The organism is Leifsonia sp. 2TAF2 (assembly GCF_052115085.1).
Lineage (GTDB): Bacteria > Actinomycetota > Actinomycetes > Actinomycetales > Microbacteriaceae > Leifsonia.
Genome location: NZ_JBFRFY010000001.1, coordinates 1,794,074 through 1,819,428, shown reverse-complemented (window position 1 = coordinate 1,819,428; position 25,355 = coordinate 1,794,074). Strand labels below are relative to the sequence as shown.

Sequence of the window (25,355 nt, the reverse complement as noted above, 5' to 3'; positions counted from 1 at the left end):
ATGCGCCGCTCCACGTTCACCGATCAACCCGTCACGTACGGGGCGGTCGGCGGCACCCAGGCGGCCGATCTGCTGTACTACCCGCCGAAGGGCTACAAGCCGCTCGAGCGCAGCATCCGGCTGGGCAGCGGCGACGAGCGCTTCGAGACCGCGGCCACCGCGCTGATGGCGTGGGGTGTGCAGAAGGGCAGCGGCATCCAGGTCACGGACGTCCACGAGGGCACCGGCGTGCAATACGAGGGCGTCGAGTTCGGCCCGGACGGCACACCGGTCAGGATGCGCACCAACCGGCCTGAGGAGGACGTCTTCGCCGACGACGGAACGCCCTTCGTCCGCAACGGGATGACCGCGGTCCTGAAGATCCCGTTCGGCCCGTTCCGGGTGTCCGCGCCTATCCGCGTCGTCTACGTCATCGACGAGCCGCACCGGCGCGGTTTCGCCTACGGCACCCTGCACGGCCACCCGGAAAGCGGTGAGGAGCTGTTCCTCGTCGAACAGCGTGAGGACGGGACGGTCTGGTTCCTGCTCCGCGCGCTGTCCCGACCATCCAACGCGTTCTACCGCCTGGTCTCGCCCGTGCTCGGCCTCGTGCAGCGCCGGTTCACCGCGAAGTACCTGCGCGCGCTCCACCCCGTCCGGTCCGCCTGATGCCGAGCGTCCTTCCGCTCGGTGACCCGGCGCCCGCCGACGGTCTGCTCCCCGCGACCGCCGCCGACGGCACCGAGACCCGCGACTTCGGCGTCTACCTGCACGTGCCGTTCTGCCGCGTGCGCTGCGGGTACTGCGACTTCAACACCTACACGGCCACCGAGCTGCGCGGGGTCTCGCAGTCGGACTACGCCGGGCACGCGGTTCGGGAGGTGGAGTTCGCCGCGGGTGCGCTCCGCGCCAGCGGGATCCCCGACCGTCCGGTGTCGACCGTTTTCTTCGGAGGCGGCACCCCCACGCTGCTGCCACCCGGCGACCTCAGCGCCATGCTCGGCGCGGTCAGGGACACCTGGGGTCTCGCCGACGGTGCGGAGGTGACCACCGAGGCGAACCCCGACTCGGTCGATGCCGACGACCTGCGGCGCCTCGCCGACGCCGGGTTCACCCGCGTGTCGTTCGGGATGCAATCCGCCGTCCCGCATGTCCTCGAGACACTGGAGCGCACCCACGACCCGGCGCGAATCCCGATGGTCGTCGGCTGGGCGCGCGAGGCGGGCCTTCAGGTCAGCCTCGACCTCATCTACGGGACGCCGGGGGAGTCGCTCGACGACTGGTCGCAGAGCCTCGACACCGCGCTCGCCTGCCAGCCCGACCATCTGTCGGCGTACGCCCTGATCGTCGAACCGGGAACGAAGCTGGCCCGCCAGATCCGGTCCGGCCAGGTGCCCGAGCCGGATGACGACCTCGAGGCCGACATGTACGAGCTCGCCGACACCCGGCTCGCCGACGCCGGCTACGACTGGTACGAGGTCAGCAACTGGGCGACGGATGCGGCCCACCGCTCGCGGCACAACCTCGCATACTGGCTCGGCCACGACTGGTGGGGCATCGGTCCGGGCGCGCACAGTCACGTCGGAGGCGTCCGCTGGTGGAACGTGAAGCATCCCGCCGCGTACGCGCAGCGCGTCCTCGCCGGCGAGTCTCCGGCAGCCGGGCGCGAGACGCTCGACACGGAGACCCGCCACGTGGAGCGGGTGCTGCTGCTCTCGCGCATCCGCGACGGTCTGCGCACCACTGAACTCGGGGAGGCCGGGCGACACGAGGTTCCCGGGCTGATCGCGGACGGGCTGGTAGACGGAAGAGCCGCCCTTCGCGGGTCGATCGTGCTGACCCTGCGGGGGCGGCTCCTTGCCGACGCGGTCGTGCGCCGGCTGCTGGCGGACGAGGCCGCCTGACGGCTCGCCCAGCGGACGAGGCCGACCGGCCGCTCGCTTAGCTCACGAATCGGATAGCGATCGGGTACGTGTAGTACTCGCCCTGGTTGGCCTTCACGGCGGCGATGATGCTGAACACGATGTTGATCACCCACGCCGCGATGATAATGAAGATGCCGACGACGACGATCGACAGGATGCCGCCGACGATGTACGCGATGAAGATGGTGATCTGGAAGTTGAGCGCCGTCGCGGTGTGTGCGCGCACGAACGGGCCGCGGTCCTTCAGCACGAGGTAGCCGATCAGCGCCGGGATCCAGTTGAACAGGATGCCGCCGACCTGCACGAGGGTGGCCCACAGCTTCTCGTCTGCGGGGCTGAGTTGCTGCGCCCCTCCGTACGGCTGCTGGGGTGGTGGGGGCGGCGGGGGTGTCGCGGACATGGTGCTGTTCTCCTCTGAAGGACCAGGGGTGGACGTGTTCAATCCAGCCTAGGGCGCGGGGCCCCAGGCTGAAAAGAGCCTGAACGCGCTATGGCTACTTGATGAAGCGGAAGTTCACCGGGTAGCGGTACGTGCCTCCACTGTTCACGCGGACGAAACCGAGGATCGAGAACACGAGGTTCACGATGTACAGCGCCCACGGGATGAGCAGCCCGAACAGCAGGTAGCCGATGCCGTAGGTGAAGCTGCCGATGATGATCCCGATGATCTGGGAGGCGACCCAGGCGATGATCCAGGTGATCTGCCAGTTGAGGGCCTCTTTCGCCTCCTGGTCGGTGAGGCGTCCGCGGTCCTTGAAGACGAGCCAGATGATCAGGGAGGGAAGGATCCAGAGGATGCCGCCGAGGTGGGCGAACGACGCCCACTGCTTGTCCTGGGCCGGGTCGAGCGGCGCGGCCTGGGCGGGGTAGGGCTGTTGGGGCGCGCCGGCGGGCTGCGAGTACGGCTGCTGGGGCGGTACGTTCGAGTACGGCTGCTGCGGGGGGACGCCGCCGGGCTGCTGCGGGGGGACACCGTCCGCGGGGTCGGAGGGCTGGTTCGGGTCTGTCATCGGCGGAACCCTTTCATGATCGGTTGCAACGCTGTCGAACCGGTGCCCATACGGTACTGCGGGCGAGTCTCAGGCAGCAATCATCCTCACCGCGTTTCGGCGCGGTAGGATTGGCACTCAGGAACAGCGAGTGCTAATCGGTCGACGGGAGGCGGAGATGGTCTCGGAACGCAGCCTCGAAGTGTTGCGCGTCATCGTCCAGGACTACGTGGCGTCGAGGGAGCCGGTCGGGTCCAAGAGCATCGTGGAGCGGCACTCCTTCGGCGTGTCGGCGGCCACCATCCGGAACGATATGGCGCTGCTGGAGGAAGAGGAGCTGATCGCAGCCCCGCACACCTCCTCGGGCCGCGTGCCGACCGACAAGGGCTACCGGCTGTTCGTCGACCACCTCGCAGAGGTGCGCCCGCTGACACCTGCCCAGCGCACGGCGATCGAGACGTTCCTCGGCGAGTCCCTCGACTTCGACGACGTGCTTTCGCGCACGGTGCGCCTGCTCTCGCAGCTCACGAGCCAGGTCGCCCTGGTGCAGTACCCGTCGGTGGCGCGCTCGCGCATCCGGCACATCGAATTGGTGGCCCTCGCGCCGCGTCGGCTGCTCAGCGTGCTGATCACCGACTCGGGGGCCGTCGAGCAGCGCGTGATCGAGTCGCACGACGAGATCAGCGACGAGGATGTTGCCGAGATCCGCGGCGCGATCAACGGCGCCGCCGCCGGGCTGACCCTGGCAGAGGCGACCGCACGACTGCGCGAACTGCCGGAGGCGCTGACCGAACGCACCCGCCAGTTGGTCGAACCGGTCGTGGGTGCCCTGCTCGACCAGATCGCTGCCAATCGGCAAGAGAAGCTGGTCATGGCCGGCGCCGCGAACCTCGTGCGCACCGAACACGACTTCCCCGGCAGCATCACACCGGTGCTGGAGGCGATCGAAGAGCAGGTCGTCCTGCTCCGGCTGTTCGACGAGATGGCGACCGACCAGCACGGCGTCGCCGTCAGCATCGGGCGCGAGAACGCGGTGTTCGGGCTGACGGAAGCATCCATCCTCTCCAGTGGTTACAGTGCAGCGGGATCGGATGTGGCCCGCGTGGGCCTGCTCGGGCCGCTCCGCATGGACTACTCCGGCAACATGGCGGCCGTCCGCGCGGTCGCCCGCTACCTCTCCCGGCTGCTCGGCGACCAGTAGGCCGCCTGCGACCGAGACCACAACACGCGATCGAGAAGAAGAAGGAACAGCCTACGTGGCCGACCACTACGAAGTCCTCGGCGTCGAGCGCGACGCCAGCCCCGACCAGATCAAGAAGGCGTACCGCCGGCTCGCGCGCGAGTTGCACCCGGATGTCAACCCGAGTTCTGAGGCGCAGGAGCGCTTCAAGCTCGTCACGCACGCGTACGACGTCCTCAGCGATCCGCAGCAGCGCCAGCAGTACGACCTGGGCGGCTCCGGCGGCTTCGGTGGGGGCGCAGGAGCCGGCGACTTCGCCGGGTTCAGCGACATCTTCGAGACGTTCTTCGGCGGCGGTGGAGGGGCGACGCGCGGTCCGCGGTCGCGCCGCGAGCGCGGCCAGGACGCCCTGCTCCGCGTGGAGGTGGACCTGGACGAGGTCATCTTCGGCACGCACCGCGACCTGGAGGTCGATACGGCGGTCGTCTGCGAGACCTGCAACGGCTCGTGCTGCCAGCCGGGCACCCAGCCGGTGACGTGTGACATCTGTCACGGCACCGGCAGCATCCAGCGCTCCGTGCGCTCGCTCCTCGGCAACGTGATGACCTCGAGCCCCTGCGGCACCTGCCGCGGCTACGGCACCGTCATCGCGACGCCGTGCGTGACCTGCCAGGGTCAGGGCCGCGTCCGCGCCCGGCGTTCCGTGCCGGTCGACATCCCCGCGGGTGTCGACACCGGCCTGCGCCTGCAGATGCCGGGCAGCGGCGAGGCCGGCCCCGCCGGTGGCCCGAACGGCGACCTGTACCTTGAGATCAAGGTCAAGCACCACGAGGTGTTCAGCCGCGACGGCGACGACCTGCTCTGCACGCTGGAGCTGTCGATGACGGATGCCATCCTCGGCACCACGGCGACCATGAAGGCGCTCGACGGCGACATCCGGCTCGAACTCAAGCCGGGGACTCAGTCCGCCGACATCATCACGGTGAAGGACCGCGGCATCACGCACCTGCGCGGCGCCGGCCGCGGAGACTTGCGGGTCGGCATCCAGGTGGTCACGCCCACGAAGCTCGACCACAAGGAGAAAGAGCTGATCAAGAAGTTCGCGGCGACCCACGCGGGCCCGGAGCCGTCGCTCGCGCGGTTCCAGCAGGGGCTGTTCGCGAAGCTGCGCGACCGGTTCCTCAACCTCTGAGCCGCTTGTGGCATCCCTCTACCTGCGTGAGGATCTCGACGACGTCGGGGTCGGCGCCCGGCTGTCGCTGACCGGCGCCGAGGCGAAGCACGCGGCGACCGTGAACCGCACGCGTCCGGGCGAGTCGGTGCTGATCGGCAACGGCCGAGGACTGGTCGCCTCGGGCGAGGTTCTCGTCTCCACGAACACCGAGCTCACCATCGACGTGGAGTCCGTCTCGCGCGTGGAGCGCCCGGCTCCGCTCGTCACGCTGGTGCAAGCTCTGGCCAAGGGCGACCGCGATGAACTCGCAGTGCAGGCGGCCACCGAACTGGGCGTGGATGCGGTGGTGCCGTGGGCCGCCTCCCGGTCGGTTTCCCGGTGGGAAGGCGCCAAGGTCGCGAAGGGCCGAGAGCGCTGGGCGGCGATCGTGCGGGAGGCGGCGAAGCAGTCGATCCGCGCGTGGACGCCGGAGGTCGCCGAGCTCGCGACGACGAAGCAGGTCGCCGCACTGGCCGGCGGCAGCCGTGTGCTCGTGCTGGAGCCCGACGCCGACACTCCGCTGACCGCTATCGAGCCGGATGGCCGCGATCTGGTTCTGGTCGTCGGCCCGGAGGGCGGCATCGCTCCGCAGGAGCTCGCCCTGTTCCGTGAGGCAGGTGCCGAGATCGTGCGGCTGGGCAGCACGGTGCTCCGCACGTCCACCGCAGGCCCTGCCGCCCTCGCCGTGCTGAACGCCTCCCTCCACCGCTGGTGACGCCCTGGGCGGACACCCCCGCCGTTGTCGTCCCCCGCGAATAGGATGGAAGCATGGCAGAAACGGAGCGTTCGATCTTCTCCCGCATCATCGCGGGCGAGATCCCAGCCGACGTCGTCTACGACTCGGAGCGGTTGATCGCGTTTCGCGACATCGCCCCGAAGGCGCCGCTGCACCTGCTCGTCGTTCCGAAGACGGAGCAGTACCGCGACGTCGCGGAGCTTGCCGCCGGTGACCCCGAGCTCCTCGCCGAGCTGGTGGCGACCGCCAAACGCCTCGCCGGGGAATACGGCGACGGCGACTACCGCTTGATCTTCAACTCGGGCGAGGGCGCGGGTCAGACCGTGTTCCACGTCCATGCACATGTACTGAGCGCCGCCGGCGAAGGCGGGCTCGAGGAAGGAAGCCTTGCCCTCTAGCGATTCGACCGCGGCCCCTGACGAGGGCGCCGAAGCCCGGCTGAGCGTCGACGGCGTGCAGATGGTCCGCCTGCTCGGCCCGCAGGACCGCCTGCTGACCACGCTCGAGCGCCAGTATCCGCTGGTCAGCGTGCACGTGCGCGGCAACGAGATCACCCTCGCCGGCGACCCGACGCAGGTTGCGGCCGCACAGCGCCTCGTGGAGGAGCTGCTGCAGATGGTGCGCAACGGCCAGGAACTGTCGCCCGCCGAGGTCACGAGCTCGGCCAAGATGCTCGGCACCGACCTCAACCTGAGCCCGGCGGATGTGCTCGGCCAGGCCATCCTGACCGCCCGCGGCAAGAGCATCCGCCCGAAGACGCTCGGGCAGAGCCAGTACGTCGACGCGATCGACCACAGCACGATCGTGTTCGGGATCGGCCCGGCCGGTACCGGCAAGACCTACCTCGCCATGGCGAAGGCCGTGCAGGCGCTCCAGCGCAAAGAGGTGACCCGCATCATCCTGACCCGTCCTGCGGTGGAGGCGGGGGAGCGGCTCGGCTATCTGCCCGGCACGCTGACGGACAAGATCGACCCGTACTTGCGGCCTCTGTACGACGCGCTCAACGAAATGCTGGACCCGGACCTCGTCCCGAAGCTTCTCGCCGCAGGCACCATCGAGGTCGCGCCTCTGGCATACATGCGCGGCCGGACCCTGAACGACTCGTTCATCATCCTCGATGAGGCGCAGAACACGACGCCGGAGCAGATGAAGATGTTCCTCACGCGTCTGGGCTTCAACTCGAAGATGGTCGTCACCGGCGACATCACCCAGGTCGACCTGCCCAACGCGGCGAGCGGCCTGCGCCTGGTGACCCGCGTGCTCAACGACATCGACGACATCCACTTCGCCCGGCTGACGAGCGAAGACGTCGTGCGCCATAGCCTCGTCGGCCGTATCGTCGACGCCTACACCGAGTACGACGCGCGCCAGCAGGCGCGGCACTACGAGCGCGAGCAGGCGGCCGAGTTCGCGAACCGCGCCGAGCGCCGCGGCGGATCGCCGCGCGACCACCTCCCGAAGCGACGATAGGGCCGGAGTGAGCATCGAGATCAACAACGAGTCGACCATCGCGGTGGATGAGGCCGCCCTGCAGCGGCTCGCCACCTACGCGTTCGACATCCTGCACGTGCATCCCGACGCCGAGCTCGCGATCGTGCTCGTCGACGAGGCCGCCATGGAGCAGCTGCACGTTCAGTGGATGGACGAGCCGGGCCCGACCGACGTGCTCAGCTTCCCGATGGACGAACTCCGCCCGGGCACGGAGGAGGAGCCGTCGCCCGCCGGGCTTCTCGGCGACGTCGTGCTCTGCCCGCAGGTCGCCCAGGTGCAGGCGGAGACCGCCGGTCACTCCCTGATGGATGAGCTGCTCCTGCTGACGACGCACGGCATCCTGCACCTGCTGGGCTTCGACCACGCCGAGCCGGCCGAGGAGCGCGAGATGTTCGCCATCCAGCGCGACATCCTCGTCGGGTTCGCGCGCTACGACCGACAGCGGTAGGGGGCGGGATGCTGCAGGCGCTGTTCTTCATCGTCGCGTTCCTGCTGGTGGCTTTCGGCGGTCTGATGGCCGCCGTCGACTCCGCCCTGGCGGTGCAGTCGCGTGGCGACATCGCCGACCTGGCCGAGACGTCCCGTGCGAAGAAGTCCCTCCGTTCGATCGCGGAGGATCCGGGCGCCTACCTCAACGCGATCAGCTTCACCCGTCTCCTCGCCGAGACGACGGCCGCGGTGCTCGTGACGCTCGCCTTCGAGCAGATCTTCGCGGAGTGGTGGGTCTCGCTCATCCTCGCGGCCCTGATCATGACTGCGGTGTCCTTCGTGCTGGTCGGCGTGAGCCCCCGCAGCGTGGGCCGGGCGAACGCGCCCGTGCTGCTGCGGCTGACCGCGCCGATCGTCCGCTTCGTGCGCGTGGTCCTCGGGCCCATCCCGGGCGGGCTGGTCGCGCTCGGCAATCGGGTGACGCCGTCGCGCGCCCGGTCGGCGCCGGTCACCAGCGAGGAGCAGCTCCTCTCGATCGTGGATGAGGCGACCGAGTTCGACGTGCTCGAAGAGGACGACCGCGAGCTCATCCACTCGATCTTCGAGTTCAACGCGACGGTGGTGCGGGAGGTGATGATCCCGCGAACCGACATGGTCACCGTGGATTCGACGGCCGGCCTCGGCACCGCGATGGGACTCTTCTTCAGCACCGGCGTCTCGCGCATGCCCGTCATCGACGGCGGCGACCCCGACGAAGTGGTCGGCATCCTCTACCTGCGGGATGCGGCCAAGCTCAGCTACGAGCGGCCGCTCGGCGCCGACGACATCACCGTGCGCGAACTGGCACGGCCAGCCCTGTTCGTGCCCGAATCGCAGAAGGCCGACGCGTTGCTCGCCCAGATGCAGCGCGAATCGAATCACCTGGCAATGGTGGTGGACGAGTACGGCGGCATCGCGGGCCTGGTCACGCTCGAGGACCTCATCGAGGAACTGGTCGGAGACATCTCGGACGAGTACGACCATGAGCTGGAGCTCATCCAGGTGCTCGGCGAGGGCCGCTACCGGATCGCCACGCGCCTGCCCATCGACGACCTCGGCGAACTGTTCGACATCGAGATCGAGGAGGAGGACGTCGACAGCGTCGGCGGCCTCGTCACCAAGGCGCTCGGGCGCCTGCCGGAGGTCGGTTCCACCGTCACGGTGCACGGGCTGAGGTTCACGGTCGACCGCATCGAGGGTCGGCACAAGCACGTCGCGACGGTGCTGGTGGAGCGGGATGCGGCCCTGCTGCCCGAGCCCACCGAACGCCCGGATCGCACCGAACGGCCGGAACGCCACGAACGCCCGGAGCGTCCCGAACGCCACGAACGCCACGAACGGTCGGACCGCAGCGACCGGCACAGCGAGTCCCGCCACGGCGACTCCCGACACACCGCACAGGAGACCAGATCGTGACCGAGTACCACGCCGGATTCGTTTCGTTCGTAGGCCGCCCCAACGTGGGCAAGTCGACGCTGACCAACGCCCTGGTCGGTGAGAAGGTCGCCATCACGAGTTCCAAGCCGCAGACGACCCGGCGCGCGATCCGCGGGATCGTGCACCAGAAGGACGGCCAGCTCATCCTGGTCGACACCCCGGGCATCCACCGCCCGCGCACCCTGCTCGGCGAGCGTCTGAACACGCTCGTGCAGTCGACCCTCGGCGACGTGGACGTCATCGGGTTCTGCATCCCGGCTGACGAGAAGATCGGCCCGGGCGACCGCTTCATCAACGAGCAGCTCGACGACTACCCGCGCGCCAAGAAGGTGGCCATCGTCACCAAGGTGGATGCGACCGGCAAGGCGCAGGTCGCCGAGCAGCTGCTCGCGGTGTCGGCCCTGCGGGAGTGGGAGGCGATCGTCCCCGTGTCGGCGGTGAGCAACATCCAGTTGGAGACACTGACCTCCGAACTGATGAAGCTGCTGCCCCTTTCGCCGGCGCCGCTCTACCCCAAGGAGGCGATCACCGACGAGGGCCTGGAGGACCGCATCTCCGAGATGATCCGCGAGGCGGTGCTGGAGGGCGTCGAGGACGAACTGCCGCACTCGCTCGCGGTGACCATCGACGACATCGTGGAACGCGACGACAAGGACCTCGTCGAGGTCTACGCGAACCTGTTCGTCGAGCGCGACAGCCAGAAGGCGATCGTGATCGGGAAGGGCGGGAGCCGCATCCGCGATGTGGGTGCGACCGCCCGTGTGCCGATCGAGCAGCTACTCGGCCGTCACGTGTTCCTGTCGATCCGGGTGAAGGTCGCGAAGGACTGGCAGCGCGACCCGAAGCAGCTGGGCCGACTCGGGTTCTGAGCCGGCGTCAGCGGGGCCCCGTACATCCCGAGGATGATTCCGGTGACCGGATGCCCGGCCGCGGTGCGCCGGACCGTACGGTAGAAGCATGCCCGACCGCCGCCGACTCCTGAGCGCCCTGGCGCCGCACCGCTGGGTGCTGGAGCCTGCGCTCGCGCTCGCGCTGTTCGCGGCCTGGTTGGTCACCGGCCTCCCGTTCGATATGGCGGCGGGACTCGCGCTCGTGTTCTACTGCGCCGCGGTGGCGCTGTCGCGCATCCTTCCGGCCGTCGCGCTGGGGCTCGTCTGGATCGCTGTGCTGCTGGAGCTGACCGAGCAGGAGCCGATGGACGGCGCGTTCCGGATCATCGCGGCGATCGCTGTCGTCGCGGCGCTCGTCGGTGTCGCGGCGCACGGCGGTCGGGTGCTGCGCTGGTTCGACTTCGGGTCGGCGATCCTGTTCGCGCCCGCCCTGGCGTACCTGTTCACGGTGCGCGGCGACCTGAAGTTCCCACAGTTCGGCCCGGTGATCGGCGGCTACTACACCAGCCAGGGAGTCGGTTTCCTGCTGATGAGCCTGCTCCTGGCGGTGATCTTCGTCGCCGGATGGCTGCTCGGCTTCCTGGTGGCTCGGCAGCGCGCGGAGACGGCCGGGCGCGGGCCGTCGATGCTCGTCTGGCTGGCCTCGAACGGGGGAGCAGAGGTCACCGAGGACGAGACCGATCGTGCTGTGCTGGTCCGGCGGCTGACGCGGACCCAGCTGACGGCCGACATCCTCGGGGCCGTCCTGTTCGAGGTGTTCTGCCTGGTCGTCGGCGAGCAGGACCGCGCTGCCTTCGTCGTGCTGACCGCCTTCGCGGTGGCCGTCGCCCTGCGCCGGCTGTCGCCGGCGGTCGCCCTGGTGATCGCGTGGCTCGCGGCGGTGCTCCAGATGACGACCGGCCACAGCATCCTGGTCAGCGACCTGGGCGTGCTGATCGTGCTGTACGCCACGGCGAGGTACGGCGACCGAATCGTGCGGGGCGCCGGACTCATCTCGGCGGGCATCGGCGCGTTCGTCGCGGCGCTGTACCTGACGGTGACCTCGGCGGTCGCGCAGAACTACTACGACCTGCTGTCGAGCGCGATCGCCAGCGTCGCGCTGCAGTTCGCGTTCTTGTTCGTTGTCAGCATCACGGTGCTCGGGCTCTCGTGGGTTCTCGGCCTGCTCGCGCGCACCTGGCGGAACGCCCGGGTGGCCCGCCGCGCCCGTGCCGAGGCCGAACTCGACCGCAACCGCGCGGTGGAGGACGTGGTGGTCGAGCAGGAGCGGACGCGCATCGCCCGCGACATGCACGACGTCGTCGCCCACTCGCTCGCCGTTGTCATCGCCCAAGCCGACGGGGCCCGTTACGCCCGCCACTCGGACCCGGACGCGGTGGATGAGGCGCTCGCGACCATCGCATCCACCGCCCGTTCGGCGCTCGGGGACGTGCGCGTGCTGCTGGCGGAACTGCGCCAGTCGCATCCCTCCGACACTCCACGCCAGCCGGGCGAGCACGACGGCCCGCAGCCGTCGCTGGCGGACCTCGACCTGACCGTCGAGCACATCCGCTCGGCCGGGCTCCCCGTCACCCTCGAGCGCCACGGAGAGGTGGCGGGGCTCGGCTCCGCGCAACAGCTCGCTGCCTTCCGCATCGTGCAGGAGGCGCTCACCAACGCGTTGCGGCACGGCGACACCGGCAGCCCCGCGAGCGTCGTGCTCGCGGAGGCGCCCGCCGACCGCGGCCCAGGCCTTGTCATCACCGTGAGGAACAGCATGAGAGACACCACCCTCGAACCGACCACGACCGGGGCGCTGCCGCGCATCGGGCACGGACTCCCGGGGATGCGCGAGCGCGCCTCGCTCGCCGGCGGCTCGCTCACCGCGGGGCCCGTCGACGGCGAGTTCGTCGTCACGGCCTTCCTCCCGGGGGCGGCCGCGTGAGCGGGGTGGAGGCGGCACCGATCCGGGTGCTGCTGGTGGACGACCAGCCGCTGTTCCGAGCCGGCGTCCGGATGCTGCTGAGCTCGCAGGGCGACCTCGAGTTCGCGGGGGAGGCGGGCAACGGCCAGGAGGGCGTCCGGCTGGCGGCGGAGACCCGTCCGGATGTGGTGCTCATGGACATCCGGATGCCCGTGATGGACGGCATCGCTGCGACGAGCACGATGATCGAGGAGGCGGAGAGGGCGGGCCGTACGCCGCCACGCATCGTCGTCCTGACCACATTCGATCTCGACGAGGCGGCCGCCCGGGCGATCCGCGGCGGCGCGAGCGGATTCGTGCTGAAGGACGCCGAGCCGGAGTTCCTGCTCGCCGCGATCCGCACGGTCCACGCCGGGAGCGCCGTGATCGCCGCCGGCGCGACCCGCGAGCTGTTCGAGTACTTCTCCTCCGCACAGCCGAGCCTCCCGGAGCCGCCGGAATTCGCATCCCTCACCTCGCGCGAGCGCGAGATCTTCGTGCTCGCGGCCCGGGGCTTGAGCAACGCCGAGATCGCCGGCTCCGAGTTCCTGAGCGAGGCCACGGTGAAGACGCACATCTCGCGCATCCTCGCCAAGCTCGGCCTGCGTGACCGCGTGCAGATGGTGGTCTACGCGTTCGAGCACGGGCTCACGGCGGTGGAGTAGGCGGGCTGCCGCGCGAGCGGTACCACTCCGCGTCATCCTCAGGGAGGACACAGGATCGCCCCGCCGCCCGATCCGCCGGGGAGGCCGCGTCCCTAGCGTTGAGGTCATGGAGCTGACTCTCACCGATACGGTGGCCCGCGTCGAAGCGGCCACGAAGACCTACGGCACCGGCGCGGGGCGCGTGAACGCGCTCGACGGCGTCACCCTCGGCATCCCGGCAGGCCGGTTCACGGCGATCATGGGTCCGAGCGGGTCCGGCAAGTCGACGCTGATGCATGTCATGGCGGGGCTCGACTCGGTCACCGGAGGTCGCGTTTTCCTCGGCGACACCGAGATCACCCACCTCAAGGATGCGGAGCTGACCCTCCTGCGCCGCCGCCGCATCGGCTTCGTGTTCCAGTCGTTCAACCTGGTGCCGACGCTGGATGTGCGGGGCAACATCCTGCTCCCGTTCGAGCTGGACGGCCGCCGTCCGACCCGGGAGCAGAACGAGTGGATCGACCACCTGATCGACACGCTCGGGTTGCGCGACCGGCTGACCCACCGCCCGCACGAACTGTCGGGCGGTCAGCAGCAGCGTGCCGCCATCGTTCGCGCCCTCGCGACGCGGCCGGACCTCGTGTTCGCCGACGAACCGACCGGCAACCTGGATTCGCGCACCGGGCGCGAGGTCCTCGGGGTGCTGCAGGAGGCATCCCGGACCTTCGGGCAGAGCATCGCCATGGTCACCCACGACCCGGTCGCCGCGAGCTACGCCGACCACATCGTCTTCCTGGCCGACGGCCGGGTGGCCGCCGAGCGCCCTCAGTCGACGCCGGAGGACATCTCGTCGTTCATGCTCGGGATGGAGGCACGCGCGTGAGCCGGCCGTTCTCGGCGTTCCGGGCGAACGCGCGCGACCATCGGGCGGGAATCCTCGTCGCAGCCCTGAGCTCCGCCTTCGGGGTGGCGCTGGTCGGGGGCGTGGACGTGCTCGGCGCCTACATCGGCGGGTCGTCCATGGGGGAGCACGGCAGCGTCCAGATCGCCCTCACCGTGGTCGCCGGAATCTTCTTCGTCGTCGCGGTCTACGTCGGCGCCATCGTCACCACCAACACGTTCGCGACGGTCATCGCGGGTCGCACGCGCACCATCGCGCTGCTGCGGTTGATCGGATCCAGCGCACGCACCCAGCGGCGCTCGGTCGCGGGCGAGGGGCTGGCCGTCGGACTGATCGGGGGAACGGTCGGGGGCGCGGCCGCCGCGGTGCTCGCGCTGGCGGCGGTGCGCGTCCTCGTGGTCACGGGGGCTATCCCGGAGGCGACGTATCCGGTCCTCAGCATCGAGATGGTGCCTCCGGTCGTCGCGGTCGTGCTCACCACGTGGCTCGCGTCGTGGGTCGGCAGCCGCCGCGTGCTCGCCGTCACGCCGATGCAGGCGCTCGGGGCGGCACAGGAGCGCCCGGCCGCGGTGGTGCGCAGCCGCGGCCGGCTGGCGGTGTCGCTGGTGCTGATCGTCGTGGGCGCCGCTCTGCTCGTCTTCGGGCTTCTTCTCGGGCTCGGCACGTTCGTGAAGGTGAGTGCGACGCTCGCGAGCCTGTCATCGTACGGGGTCCTGATCGCCCTGCCCGGCGGCATCCTGTCGTTCACGGGGATCGTGCTCGCGGCGCCGTTCTTCCTGCCCGCCGTTCTGCGGGCCGTCGGCCTCCTGCTCGGCCGGGGAGCAGCGGGCCGTCTCGCTGCCGCGAACGCCGTGCGGAATCCCGAGCGCAGCTCCCGCACCGCGATCGGCCTGGTCATCGGCGTGACGCTGATCACGATGTTCGTGGTCGCCGCATCCACGTGGCAGCAGCTGATCCGGGATGCGTCCGCGCGCGAGCCGGGCATGTACGAGGGAGCCGACCAGGTGATCGGCGGGACGCTGGCCGTGTTCACGGTGCTGGTCGGGTTCTCCGCTGTGATCGCGGCGTGCGGGGTCGTCAACACCCTCTCGCTCAGCGTCCTGCAGCGCGGGCGCGAGCTGGGACTGCTGCGCGCCCTCGGCTTCAGCGCGGGCCAGGTGCGGCGAATGGTGCTCGCCGAGAGCGCTCAGCTGACCGTCGCCTCCGTGGCCACCGGGCTCGTCCTCGGCACGGCGTACGGCTGGATCGGGGCGCAGTCCCTGCTCGGGATGATCCCCGGCGGAGGTCTGCTCGCGCCGGTGTTCCCGTGGCCGTTCCTGGCCGCGATCCTGGTCGGAGCGGCCGCACTCGCGGTCGTCGCCGCCCTCGCGCCGACCCGCCGGGCCACGCGGGTGTCGCCGGTCGCGGCTCTCGCGGTGGAGTGACACGCCCTGGATGGTTGCTGAACTCTCACAGAGCTTCAGCTATCGATGAACTGAGCCCGGGATAATGGGGCGGCCCGCGTGACCACCTGCTGCTCCGCCCGCTCGCGGGCCCCCGCCCGCTCCCGAGAGGATGCCCTCTGAACTGGCTGATGACCCTGAGGATCGACGAGCCGCCGTTCCTCAGCGCGCTGTACGTCGTGGCCGGGGTTCTGGCGCTGTACCTGCTCATCCGTCCGACCTGGCGCCGGACGCTGGCCGGCCTGACGGCTGCAGTGCTGGGCGGACTCGCCGGGTGGTTCCTGGTCTGGCTGGTCACCGACGTGCTGGATGTGTTCGGCGTCGGTCTCACACCGGTGACGACGCTGTGGACGGCCCTGGGCTTCGGCGGAGTGAGCCTCGCGATCGCGAACCTGTTCCGCTCCCGCTGGTGGCGGAAGGTGATCGCCGCGGTCAGCATCCCGGTGTTCGCGGCTACGGCGTTCTGCGGGATCAACGTCGACTTCGGTGCGTACCGCAACCTCAACGACGTGTTCGGCGTCGTCCCGTACGGGGCGCTGCAGCTGCACTCCGAGCACGGCGAGGTGGTCGCCGGGACGGACTGGCTTGCGACGACGACGACCGCCACGACCGCGGACGTGCCCGCGAAGGGCGAGGTCGGCACAGTGCGCATCCCCGCCACCGAGTCCCGGTTCCCCGCGCGCACGGCGGTCGTCTACCTGCCGCCGGTCGCGCTGACCCCGAACCCGCCCGCGCTCCCCGTGCTGTACGCCCTGTCTGGGCAGCCAGGCGCGCCGGCCGACATGTTCACGGCGGGCGGCATGGCGACGGCGATGGATGCGTTCGCGGCCCAGCATGACGGCTACGCGCCGATCGTCGTCGCGGCCGACCAGCTCGGCGGTCCTGGCCGCAATCCGATGTGCGTCGACTCGCGCGACTACGGTGATTCCGCGACCTACCTGCTGACCGATGTCCGCAACTGGGTGCGTTCGAACCTGCGGGTGAGCAGCGACCCGGCAGGATGGAGCGTGTTCGGCTACTCGCAGGGCGCGACCTGCGCCGTGCAGTTCGCGAGCGGGCGACCGGACCTGTTCGGTTCCGCGCTGGCGTCGTCGAGCGAACTGGGGCCGACACTGGGGAATGAGGAGCTGACCATCAGCACGGGGTTCGGGGGATCCAAGAAGGCGTACGAGAAGGCACAGCCGGCTTCTCTGCTCGCCGCGCACGCACCGTACCGGGATTCGGTCATGGTGTTCGGCGCGGGAGCGATGGATGCGAAGTACTCGGGCTTCGCGCGAACCCTGTACGAGGAGGCGAAGGGCGCAGGCGTCCGCGCCGAGCTGCTGAGCTCCCCGGGCACCGCGCACGATTGGAAGACGGTGCGGTATGTGCTCGCGCACGGCTTCCCCGTGATCGCACGACAGCTGGGGCTCGGTTCGTGAAGCCGGCCGCTCTGGCCGCGCGCACCGGACGGCTCATCGCGCAGCATCCGTTCACCACCGCGGTGACCCTGCTCATCCTGGTGCTCGCGCTGGCGACCGGTCCCATCCGCGGTCCGCATCGCCCCCTCCGCGGCTGGCTCGGTGCCGGCGCCGTCCAGCTGCTCGACGGGCACTGGTGGTCGCCGTTCACGGCGGTCCTGTTCACCGACGACCTGCTCGAACTCATCGTCGTCCTTATCCTGACGGTCGCACTCGTCGGCGTGTCCGAACGGCTCATGGGGACGTGGCGGACGGCGCTCGCCTTCTTCGGGACGGCCGTGGTCGGCATTGTCGTCGGGGTCCTGGTGCAGGTGGTCGCGAACGACATCGGCGAGTTGTGGGCGCGGAACGTGCACGGGCTGCTGGTGCTGGATGCGTTCACCGCGATCGGCGGCACGATCATGACGGCGAGTGCGTTCGCCGGAACGCTGTGGCGCCGCCGTATCCGGGTGATCACCCTCCTCGTGGCGATCATGTACCTGCTGTACTCGGGGCTGCCCTCCGACCTGTACCGGCTGCTCGCCGTGCTCACGGGCCTCGCCCTCGGGCCGCTGCTGCGTCAGGCGCACGTCGCCGGGGGCTGGCTGCGCAGCTCGCATCATGAGGTCCGGGTGCTGCTCGCGTCGGCGCTGACGATCACGGCGCTCGGGCCGGTCATCGGCCTGCTCGGGGCGACCCGGTACGGGATGCTGTCGCCGATCGGCCTGCTGTTCAGCAACGAGGCGCCGAGTGCGAGCGCCGTCGTGGAGCGCTGTCAGGCGTTCGCGGTCACGCGGCAGTGCTTCCGCGATCTCACGCTCGAGCGGATCAACGGTCTTGGCCCCGTCCTCCTCTCGGTGCTGCCGCTCCTGCTCCTCCTGGTCGCGGCGTACGGGCTGCTGCGCGGTCGGCGGTTCGCCGTGTGGCTGGCCGTTTCGGTCAACGGCTTGCTGGCGCTGCTCTCTGCGCTCTATTACGGCATCCTCCCGGTCGCCTCCGCCCATTCCGTCGGGTCGCCGCGGTATTGGGAGGTGACGGTCATCCTGGCCCTGTCGACGCTCATCCCTCTGGCCATGGCCGTGCTGCTGATCGTGTACCGGAGGCACTTCACGGTGATGCCGTCGGCGCGCGCGGTGCGGCGATACATCATCCTGGTGCTGGCGACAGGCGTTGGCCTCATCGCCTTCTACGTGCTGGTCGGATGGCTGCAGCGCGACACGGGGTTCACGCGGCCGATCGAGCTCGGCGACCTGTTCGCCGATGTGCTCGAACGCTTCGTGCCGGTGAGCTTCCTGCGGCGCGAACCGGTGGAGTACCTTCCCACCACCCCGTTCGCGACGGTCGTCTACCACAACATCGGAACCGTGTTCTGGCTGGTCGCGATCGTCGGCGCCATCCCGGCGACGCTCGGCCGCGGGCTGCGCAGGCGGGGGACGGGGGAGGCCGCACACGTGCGCGACCTGCTGCATCGCGGCGGGGGCGACGCCATCTCCTTCATGGCGACCTGGCCCGGCAACTCCTACTGGTTCGACCCCATCGGCGGCGGGGCGATCGCCTACCGGGTGGAGGGACGTGTCGCCCTGACCACCGGTGGTCCGTTCGGCAGCCCCGGGCCGCAGGACGGCGCCATTCAGGGATTCGCGCGGTTCTGCGACGACAACGGCTGGATCCCCGTCTTCTACAGCGTGGATGCGCACTACGGGCCGCTGTTCGAGCGCCTCGGCTGGTCGACCATGACCGTCGCCGAGGAGACCGTCATCCGGCCGCAGCTGTGGGCGACGACCGGCAAGAAGTGGCAGGACGTGCGGTCGTCCATCAACCGGGCGCAGCGCGCGGGCATCCGGTCGGAGTGGACGAGCTTCGCGGCCCTCCCGCTGACCGCGTCCGTGCAGCTGTCCGACATCTCGGAGCAGTGGGTCGCCGAGAAAGACCTGCCCGAGATGGGCTTCACCCTCGGCGGTCTGGACGAGTTGCGCGACCCCGAGGTCCGGCTCATGCTCGCGGTGGATGAGGACGGCCGTATCGAGGCCGTCACCAGCTGGCTGCCGACCTACCGCAACGGCATCGTCGTCGGCTGGACCCTCGACTTCATGCGCAGGCGCCCGGACAGCATCAACGGCGTCATGGAGTTCCTCATCGCCGAGACGGCCACGCGGATGAAGGAGGACGGCATCGAGTTCATGTCGCTCTCGGCGGCGCCCCTGGCGCACACGGCCGCGACGGCCGAGGGCGAGAAGGACACGATGGATCGTGTGCTCGGCTATCTGAGTTCGTCGCTCGAGCCGGTCTACGGTTTCCGCTCGCTGCTCAAGTTCAAGCAGAAGTTCCAGCCTGAGCTGCACCCGCTGATCATGGCCTATCCGGACCCGGTCGCCCTGCCCGCGATCGGGATCGCGCTGGTGCGCGCCTACCTCCCGGAGCTGTCCGTGCGGCAGGCCGCCGGCTTCGTTCGGGGTCGGTAGGGGGCATCCTGCCCTACGGAGGTGGTACCCTCGTTGCTGTGTACGGTCTGCTCCTCCTTAGCTGCCGCGACGAGTCCTAGTTCTGGGCCTCACTCGTCGCGGAGTTCGTCGTCGGCTCACCACCCCAGCACACGAACAAGCGCAGCTCGCGAAGAGGAAAACAGACCATGAAGAACCGTCAGGCGCCGAGCGCCATGCCGATCCACAAGTACCGACCGTTCCACGAGCAGATCCGCGTGGACCTGCCCGACCGCACCTGGCCGTCCAACCGCATCACTCAGGCGCCCCGCTGGTGCGCCGTCGACCTGCGTGACGGCAACCAAGCCCTGATCGACCCGATGAGCCCCGAGCGCAAGCGCATCATGTTCGACCTGCTGGTGCGGATGGGCTACAAGGAGATCGAGGTCGGCTTCCCGTCGGCCAGTCAGACCGACTTCGACTTCGTCCGCAGCCTCATCGAAGAGAACGCCATCCCGGAGGACGTCACCATCCAGGTGCTGACGCAGTCGCGAGAGCACCTGATCAAGCGCACGTACGAGTCGCTGGTCGGCGCCAAGCAGGCGATCGTGCACCTGTACAACTCGACGAGCATCCTGCAGCGGGAGGTCGTGTTCCGCACAGACCAGCAGGGCATCATCGACATCGCCCTCAGCGGTGCGCGGCTGTGCCGCCAGTTCGAGTCGCTGGTCCCCGGCACGACGATCTACTACGAGTACTCGCCCGAGAGCTACACCGGCACCGAGCTGGAGTTCGCCGCCGACATCTGCAACCAGGTGCTGGAGGTGTTCGAGCCGACGGCCGAGCGCAAGGTCATCATCAACCTGCCGGCTACGGTCGAGATGGCGACGCCCAACGTCTACGCCGACTCGATCGAGTGGATGTCGCGCCACCTGAACCATCGCGAGAACGTCATCCTGTCGCTGCACCCGCACAACGACCGCGGAACCGCCGTCGCTGCCGCCGAACTGGGCTACATGGCAGGCGCCGACCGCATCGAGGGGTGCCTGTTCGGCAACGGTGAGCGCACGGGCAACGTCGACCTGGTGACCCTCGGCGTCAACCTGTTCACGCAGGGCATCGACCCGCAGATCGACTTCAGCGACATCGACCAGATCAAGCGCACGGTCGAGCACTGCAACCAGCTGCCGGTCGGCGAGCGCAGCCCGTGGGGCGGCGACCTGGTCTTCACCGCGTTCAGCGGATCGCACCAGGACGCCATCAAGAAGGGCTTCGAGGCCATGGAGGCGGAGGCCGTCCGCCAGGGCGTCACGGTCGACGACCTGGTCTGGGGCGTTCCCTACCTGCCGGTCGACCCGAAGGACCTGGGCCGCAGCTACGAGGCGGTCATCCGCGTCAACTCGCAGTCGGGCAAGGGCGGCGTCGCGTACCTGCTGAAGTCGGACCACTCGCTCGACCTGCCGCGCAGGCTGCAGATCGAGTTCTCCGGTGTGGTGCAGGCCAAGACGGATGCCGAGGGCGGCGAGGTCACCAGCGACCAGATCTGGGCCGTGTTCCAGGACGAGTACCTGCCGGCCCCGACGGACGACGCGGACGCCAAGTGGGGACGCTTCGAACTGGGCAGCACGACGACCTCGAACGAGACCGGCGAGCACGTGGTGCTCACCGTGACCCTGCGCGACGGCGACACCGTCTCGAAGGCCACGGGTGAGGGCAACGGTCCGATCGCGGCGTTCTTCGACATCCTGCACCAGCACGGGGTGGACGCCCACCTGTACGACTATTCGCAGCACACGCTGTCGGCCAGCGAGTCCGCTCTGGCGGCAGCCTATGTCGAGGTGGATGTGGACGGCCAGCGCCGCTGGGGCGTCGGCATCGACGCGGACACGACCACGGCATCCTTCAAGGCGGTCGTCTCCGCGGTGAACCGCGCGGTGCGCTCCGGCGCCGGCCGGTCGGCGGAGGAGCTCGTCACCGCCTGACGCCTCCCTCGCCTCCCTTCGCGAAGCCCGACATTCGTGCTGGATGTCGGGCTTCGTGCTGTCCGCCCGGCGAGATTCGTGCCGAATGTCGATTTTCGTCACGCAAGAGTCGACATCCGTGCCGAATCTCGCCGGCAGCTTGGCGCTACTCGGGCTTGTCGATGCGGTAGCGGGGGATGGCACCGGTGTCGGTGCGCTCGGCCGTGCGCTCGGCGCTAGGCGCGCGCGTGAAACGGGGCCAGCGCGGGCGCGGGATGCGGCCGAGCTCCCGCTGCTCCGGAAGGCTCCAGCCGAATCGGACCGCGAGCAGCCGGATGGTGAGCGTCACCACGACGCAGACGATCGCGGCGACCGTCAGCGGCACACCGAGGTCGATCATCACGACGAGCACGATCGTGCCCGCCCCCGCCGCCACCGCGTAGAGCGAGCCGACGTGCATGAGCGCGATCGGCAAGTTCAGCAGCACATCGCGCAGGATGGAACCGCCCACCGCCGCCACCACGCCGACGAACACCGCGGGCACTTCCGGTAGGCCGAGCGCGAGCGCCTTGCTCGCGCCGATCGCGCCGAACAGACCGATCGTCAGCGCGTCGAGGAAGGTGATGACCGGGTCGAGCCGACGGAACAGGCGGATCAGCAGCATCCCGAGCAGTGCGGCGACGACCGTGATCGGCAGGTACCAGTTCGACTGCAGCGCGACCGGCGTAACGTTCAGCAGCAGGTCGCGCAGCAGACCGCCGCCGACGCCCGTCGCCACGCCGATGATGGCGACGCCGAGCAGGTCGAGACGGCGGTCGCGGAAGCCGGAGGCGAACATCGCTCCCTGGAGGCTGCCGACGCCGACGGCGATCAGGTCGCCCCACAACGGGATCGACAGGGCGCCGATAGTCTGGGCGGTCGTGCTCACTTGTCATATGTACCATGCGCGCGCGGTGGAGCTTAGAGGGGCGCGAAGCGGTCCTGCGACCCCAGCGCCGAGGGAGCCTGCGACCGAGGTAACCCCGCACGGCTCTGCATACCCGTTCCTGTCAGCCGTAGGCGCGATACTGGGGTGTGCCTGTCTACCGTGATGAAGCCGTCGTGCTCCGCACCCACAAGCTGGGGGAAGCCGACCGCATCGTCACCATGCTCAGCCGGCAGCACGGCAAGATCCGGGCGGTGGCAAAGGGAGTGCGGCGCACCGCATCCCGGTTCGGGTCGCGTCTCGAGCCGTTCATGGTCGCCGACGTGCAGTTGTACGAAGGCCGGAGCCTCGACATCGTCACGCAAGCCGAGTCGATCGGGGCGTACGGCGCGCTGATCGCCGAGGACTACGCGAGCTACACGGCGGCGAACGCGATGGTGGAGGCGGCGGACCGGCTGACCGACGCCGAGGCGTCCCTCCAGCAGTACCTGCTGCTTGTCGGCGCCCTGCGGTCGCTGTCGCGCCGAGAGCACGGCCCCGGGCTCACCCTCGACTCGTACCTGCTGCGGGCCCTGTCGCTTGCGGGATGGGCGCCGAGCTTCGAGGACTGCTCCCGCTGCGGCGCCCCCGGGCCGCACACCGCGGTCGTCGTCCAGCTCGGTGGAGTGGTCTGCGACAATTGCGCGCCTCAGGGTGCACCCCGGGTCGACGCGGACACGATCGCGCTGCTCGGCGCGCTGCTGACCGGCGACTGGGCGGCGGCGGAGGCGGCTCCCGAACCCACCCGCAGCCGTGCGAACGGCGTCGTCGCGGCGTACACGCAGTGGCACCTGGAGCGCGGCCTGCGCTCACTGCAGCACATCCCGCACGACCAGACGCCGCATAGCCCGGCCCCGCACGACCAGCCCACGCACGACCAGAAGGCGAGTGGATGAGTCCGAAGCCCTACACCCACAAGGATGCGGTCGAGTACCGCCCGCTGGACTGGACCGGGGTGTACCCGCCGGCGTTCCCGGCCGGCGGAGTCCCCTCGCACGTGGCCATCGTCATGGACGGCAACGGCCGCTGGGCGAACCGGCAGGGCCTCACCCGCATCGAGGGTCACCGTGCGGGGGAGGCGGCGCTGCTGGATGTCGTGGCCGGCGCCATCCAGGTCGGCATCAAGCACCTCAGCGTGTACGCGTTCTCGACCGAGAACTGGAAGCGTTCGCCCGAGGAGGTGCGCTTCCTGATGGGCTTCAACCGCGACGTGCTTCACCGCCGCCGCGACCAGCTCAACGAGTGGGGCGTGCGCGTCCGGTGGGCGGGCCGTAAGCCGCGGCTGTGGTCGTCGGTCATCAAGGAGCTGCAGTACGCCGAGCAGCTCACGGCCGGGAACGACGTGCTGACCCTGACGATGTGCGTGAACTACGGCGGACGGACCGAGATCGCCGATGCCGTGCGCTCGATCGCCGACGACGTCGCGGCCGGGCGGTTGCGGCCGTCCGCGGTGAGTGAGAAGACCATCCAGCGTCACCTCTACCTCCCCGACATGCCGGACGTCGACCTCTTCGTACGGAGCTCGGGGGAGCAGCGGACCAGCAACTTCCTGCTGTGGCAGAGCGCCTACGCCGAGATGGTGTTCCTCGACACGCTGTGGCCGGACTTCAGCCGCACCGACCTGTGGGATGCCGTCGACCTCTACCTGCGGCGCAACCGCCGGTTCGGTGGTGCGGTGGATGCGCCGACCGAGGAGACCACGGGCGCCGCGGAATAGTTGCCGTCCCGCACGGTTGTCCTCAGAGTGAGCGAACCCATCAAGGTCGACATCTGGTCCGATATCGCGTGCCCGTGGTGCTACATCGGGAAGCGCAAGTTCGAAGCCGGGAGCGGCCTGTTCTCCGACGCGGGCGATGACCGCGCAGTGGAGGTCGAGTACCACTCGTTCGAACTCTCGCCGGACACCCCCGTCGACTTCGAGGGCAGCGAGATCGACTTCCTCGCCGGGCACAAGGGCATGCGGGCCGCACAGGTCGAGCAGATGCTGGAGCGGGTGACCGGTATCGCCTCCTCCGTCGGGCTCGACTACGACTTCGAGAACCTGAAGCACACGAACACCGTCAAGGCGCACGAACTGCTGCACTTCGCGAAGGCGCATGGCAAGCAGCTGGAACTGGCCGAGCGCCTGTTCCGCGCGTACTTCGTGGAGGGTCGTCACGTCGGCCGCGTCGCAGACCTCGCCGACCTCGCCGCCGAGGTGGGACTCGATCGGGATGCCGCCGTCGCGGCCCTGGAGTCGTCGCAGTACCTCGACGACGTCCGCGCCGACCAGTCCACCGCCGTCGAATACGGCATCAACGGCGTCCCCTTCTTCGTGATCGACGGCAAGTACGGTGTCTCCGGTGCGCAGGATGCGGCGACCTTCGCCCAGGTGCTGGAGCAGGTCTGGTCCGAGCGCGCGGCGGTGACCGCGTGAGCGCGCCCGCCGACGGCGCTGCGGCCCCGCTGCAGCCGACGCCTGCGCCGGCTGCGCCTGCGCCGCGCGTCCCGCTGGTCTCACTCGGCGCCCCCGCCGCCGTCTGCGACGGCGACACCTGCGCCCTCCCGTGATCTACTGGTCCCAAAACGCCGTTACCGACCATGTGATCGCGGCGTGTTGGGACCACCCGTTTTCAGGGCGCCCCGTATCCGCCGCACCGCTTCGCACGCATCGTGGCGCATGTGCTCTTTGCTGATGCGGAGCACCGCCCATCCGAGCGTTTCGATTCGATAGAGCCGGTCGATATCCGCCTGGTACTGCACAGGATTTGACCGATGGTGGTCACCGTCGTACTCGATCACCAGGCGGACAGAAGGGTAGACAAGATCGCCGGATGCGATCGCTCGACCGGTTGCATCGATGATCGTGAAGTTCACCTCGGGTTCGGGCAACCCGGCACGGACGATGGCCAGCCGCAATACCGACTCCATCGGTGAATCGGTCCGCGCCCGCACGAGTTCCGCGGCGGCGCGCAGCTTGCGAACACCGGGACGGGCGGTCGCGGTTCGTGCCGCGTCGGTGAGTTCCTGGTGATCGCAAAGCGGGTGCTTGCGACGGAGGAGGGCGTCGCCGGCGAGGACGAGATCGTCCACGGTGAGTTGTGCGGCGAGCTGACACCACACCTCCACCGGCTCAGGGACGGTGAATCCGGTGATCGCGCGCAACCTCGGAGCCCGTCCGAGGGCGTGGCCGATGACGCCCCGCCCCTTCGGTGCACGAGAAGGAAGCACGGACGACACGTGCAAGGTGTGGTGCAGAACCCAGCGTGGCAACGGCAATCCATAGAGCGCGGCGGCGGTCGAGTGGCTGAAGAATGTGCCTTCGCGCATCACAGTGCGATAGCCGTGCATGCCC

General features: G+C 69.5%; 25 protein-coding genes. 21 read left to right on the top strand and 4 right to left on the bottom strand.

The window, feature by feature from the left end:
• Together AB4Z18_RS08810 and hemW are read left to right on the top strand one after the other, a co-directional pair.
• Positions 1-648: a DUF1990 family protein gene (locus AB4Z18_RS08810; protein ID WP_441782306.1), complete on the top strand. Its 648-nt coding sequence runs from the start codon at positions 1-3 to the stop codon at positions 646-648.
• Positions 648-1,883 carry a radical SAM family heme chaperone HemW gene (hemW, locus tag AB4Z18_RS08805; RefSeq protein WP_441782305.1) on the top strand — a complete coding sequence of 412 codons (1,236 nt, stop codon included), beginning with the start codon at positions 648-650 and terminating at the stop codon, positions 1,881-1,883. The genes AB4Z18_RS08810 and hemW overlap by 1 nt, the downstream gene beginning before the upstream one ends.
• Positions 1,884-1,920: 37 nt before the next feature.
• Here the strand turns inward: hemW and AB4Z18_RS08800 are convergent, their stop codons facing one another.
• Both AB4Z18_RS08800 and AB4Z18_RS08795 read right to left on the bottom strand, forming a co-directional pair.
• Positions 1,921-2,304: a DUF4870 domain-containing protein gene (locus AB4Z18_RS08800; RefSeq protein WP_441782304.1), complete on the bottom strand. Its 384-nt coding sequence runs from the start codon at positions 2,302-2,304 to the stop codon at positions 1,921-1,923.
• 94 nt (positions 2,305-2,398) lie between these two features.
• Positions 2,399-2,914: a DUF4870 domain-containing protein gene (locus AB4Z18_RS08795; protein WP_441782303.1), complete on the bottom strand. Its 516-nt coding sequence runs from the start codon at positions 2,912-2,914 to the stop codon at positions 2,399-2,401.
• A gap of 157 nt (positions 2,915-3,071) precedes the next feature.
• Between AB4Z18_RS08795 and hrcA the strand changes: the two genes are divergently transcribed.
• From hrcA to leuA, 15 genes are all read left to right on the top strand, one after another.
• On the top strand, positions 3,072-4,094 hold the full coding sequence (gene hrcA / locus AB4Z18_RS08790) for a heat-inducible transcriptional repressor HrcA (RefSeq protein ID WP_441782302.1): 1,023 nt from the start codon (positions 3,072-3,074) through the stop codon (positions 4,092-4,094).
• A gap of 55 nt (positions 4,095-4,149) precedes the next feature.
• A complete protein-coding gene (dnaJ, locus tag AB4Z18_RS08785; protein WP_441782301.1) occupies positions 4,150-5,265 on the top strand; it encodes a molecular chaperone DnaJ in 1,116 nt (371 codons plus the stop codon).
• A 7-nt stretch (positions 5,266-5,272) separates the two neighbouring features.
• Entirely contained in the window at positions 5,273-6,001 is a 729-nt protein-coding gene (locus AB4Z18_RS08780; RefSeq protein ID WP_441782300.1) for a 16S rRNA (uracil(1498)-N(3))-methyltransferase, read from the top strand.
• A 53-nt stretch (positions 6,002-6,054) separates the two neighbouring features.
• Entirely contained in the window at positions 6,055-6,420 is a 366-nt protein-coding gene (locus tag AB4Z18_RS08775) for a histidine triad nucleotide-binding protein (RefSeq protein WP_441782299.1), read from the top strand.
• Complete coding sequence (locus AB4Z18_RS08770) at positions 6,410-7,492, top strand: PhoH family protein (protein WP_441782298.1); 1,083 nt, start codon at positions 6,410-6,412, stop codon at positions 7,490-7,492. Before AB4Z18_RS08775 ends, AB4Z18_RS08770 begins: the two co-directional genes overlap by 11 nt.
• 7 nt (positions 7,493-7,499) lie before the next feature.
• Positions 7,500-7,961: an rRNA maturation RNase YbeY gene (gene ybeY / locus AB4Z18_RS08765; RefSeq protein ID WP_441782297.1), complete on the top strand. Its 462-nt coding sequence runs from the start codon at positions 7,500-7,502 to the stop codon at positions 7,959-7,961.
• Between the two features lie 8 nt (positions 7,962-7,969).
• Positions 7,970-9,397: a hemolysin family protein gene (locus AB4Z18_RS08760; RefSeq protein ID WP_441782296.1), complete on the top strand. Its 1,428-nt coding sequence runs from the start codon at positions 7,970-7,972 to the stop codon at positions 9,395-9,397.
• A complete protein-coding gene (gene era, locus AB4Z18_RS08755; protein ID WP_441782295.1) occupies positions 9,394-10,287 on the top strand; it encodes a GTPase Era in 894 nt (297 codons plus the stop codon). Before AB4Z18_RS08760 ends, era begins: the two co-directional genes overlap by 4 nt.
• Before the next feature lie 88 nt (positions 10,288-10,375).
• Positions 10,376-12,232: a sensor histidine kinase gene (locus AB4Z18_RS08750; RefSeq protein WP_441782294.1), complete on the top strand. Its 1,857-nt coding sequence runs from the start codon at positions 10,376-10,378 to the stop codon at positions 12,230-12,232.
• Positions 12,229-12,915: a response regulator gene (locus AB4Z18_RS08745; RefSeq protein ID WP_441782293.1), complete on the top strand. Its 687-nt coding sequence runs from the start codon at positions 12,229-12,231 to the stop codon at positions 12,913-12,915. Before AB4Z18_RS08750 ends, AB4Z18_RS08745 begins: the two co-directional genes overlap by 4 nt.
• Before the next feature lie 106 nt (positions 12,916-13,021).
• A complete protein-coding gene (locus AB4Z18_RS08740; protein WP_441782292.1) occupies positions 13,022-13,777 on the top strand; it encodes an ABC transporter ATP-binding protein in 756 nt (251 codons plus the stop codon).
• A complete protein-coding gene (locus AB4Z18_RS08735; protein ID WP_441782291.1) occupies positions 13,774-15,219 on the top strand; it encodes an FtsX-like permease family protein in 1,446 nt (481 codons plus the stop codon). The genes AB4Z18_RS08740 and AB4Z18_RS08735 overlap by 4 nt, the downstream gene beginning before the upstream one ends.
• 149 nt (positions 15,220-15,368) lie before the next feature.
• Positions 15,369-16,658 (top strand): alpha/beta hydrolase, encoded by a 1,290-nt coding sequence (locus tag AB4Z18_RS08730; RefSeq protein WP_441782290.1) that lies wholly within the window; start codon positions 15,369-15,371, stop codon positions 16,656-16,658.
• On the top strand, positions 16,655-19,138 hold the full coding sequence (locus AB4Z18_RS08725; protein WP_441782289.1) for a bifunctional lysylphosphatidylglycerol flippase/synthetase MprF: 2,484 nt from the start codon (positions 16,655-16,657) through the stop codon (positions 19,136-19,138). The genes AB4Z18_RS08730 and AB4Z18_RS08725 overlap by 4 nt, the downstream gene beginning before the upstream one ends.
• A 167-nt stretch (positions 19,139-19,305) precedes the next feature.
• Positions 19,306-21,078 (top strand): 2-isopropylmalate synthase, encoded by a 1,773-nt coding sequence (leuA, locus tag AB4Z18_RS08720; protein WP_441782288.1) that lies wholly within the window; start codon positions 19,306-19,308, stop codon positions 21,076-21,078.
• Positions 21,079-21,223: 145 nt separating this feature from the next.
• Here the strand turns inward: leuA and AB4Z18_RS08715 are convergent, their stop codons facing one another.
• A complete protein-coding gene (locus tag AB4Z18_RS08715; RefSeq protein ID WP_441782287.1) occupies positions 21,224-21,985 on the bottom strand; it encodes a trimeric intracellular cation channel family protein in 762 nt (253 codons plus the stop codon).
• A gap of 146 nt (positions 21,986-22,131) precedes the next feature.
• Between AB4Z18_RS08715 and recO the strand changes: the two genes are divergently transcribed.
• Genes recO through AB4Z18_RS08695 form a run of 4 tightly spaced genes read left to right on the top strand, consistent with a single transcriptional unit; the run spans position 22,132 to position 24,571 of the window.
• Positions 22,132-22,917 (top strand): DNA repair protein RecO, encoded by a 786-nt coding sequence (gene recO / locus AB4Z18_RS08710; protein WP_441782286.1) that lies wholly within the window; start codon positions 22,132-22,134, stop codon positions 22,915-22,917.
• Entirely contained in the window at positions 22,914-23,738 is an 825-nt protein-coding gene (locus tag AB4Z18_RS08705) for an isoprenyl transferase (RefSeq protein ID WP_441782285.1), read from the top strand. The genes recO and AB4Z18_RS08705 overlap by 4 nt, the downstream gene beginning before the upstream one ends.
• Before the next feature lie 27 nt (positions 23,739-23,765).
• Positions 23,766-24,437: a DsbA family oxidoreductase gene (locus AB4Z18_RS08700; protein WP_441782284.1), complete on the top strand. Its 672-nt coding sequence runs from the start codon at positions 23,766-23,768 to the stop codon at positions 24,435-24,437.
• The gene (locus AB4Z18_RS08695; RefSeq protein ID WP_441782283.1) at positions 24,434-24,571 is read left to right on the top strand and encodes a hypothetical protein; all 138 of its coding nucleotides are present in this window, start codon (positions 24,434-24,436) and stop codon (positions 24,569-24,571) included. The genes AB4Z18_RS08700 and AB4Z18_RS08695 overlap by 4 nt, the downstream gene beginning before the upstream one ends.
• 21 nt (positions 24,572-24,592) lie before the next feature.
• Here the strand turns inward: AB4Z18_RS08695 and AB4Z18_RS08690 are convergent, their stop codons facing one another.
• Positions 24,593-25,351, bottom strand: a complete 759-nt coding sequence (locus AB4Z18_RS08690; protein ID WP_441782282.1) for an endonuclease domain-containing protein — start codon at positions 25,349-25,351, stop codon at positions 24,593-24,595.
• Positions 25,352-25,355: the final 4 nt, after the last annotated feature.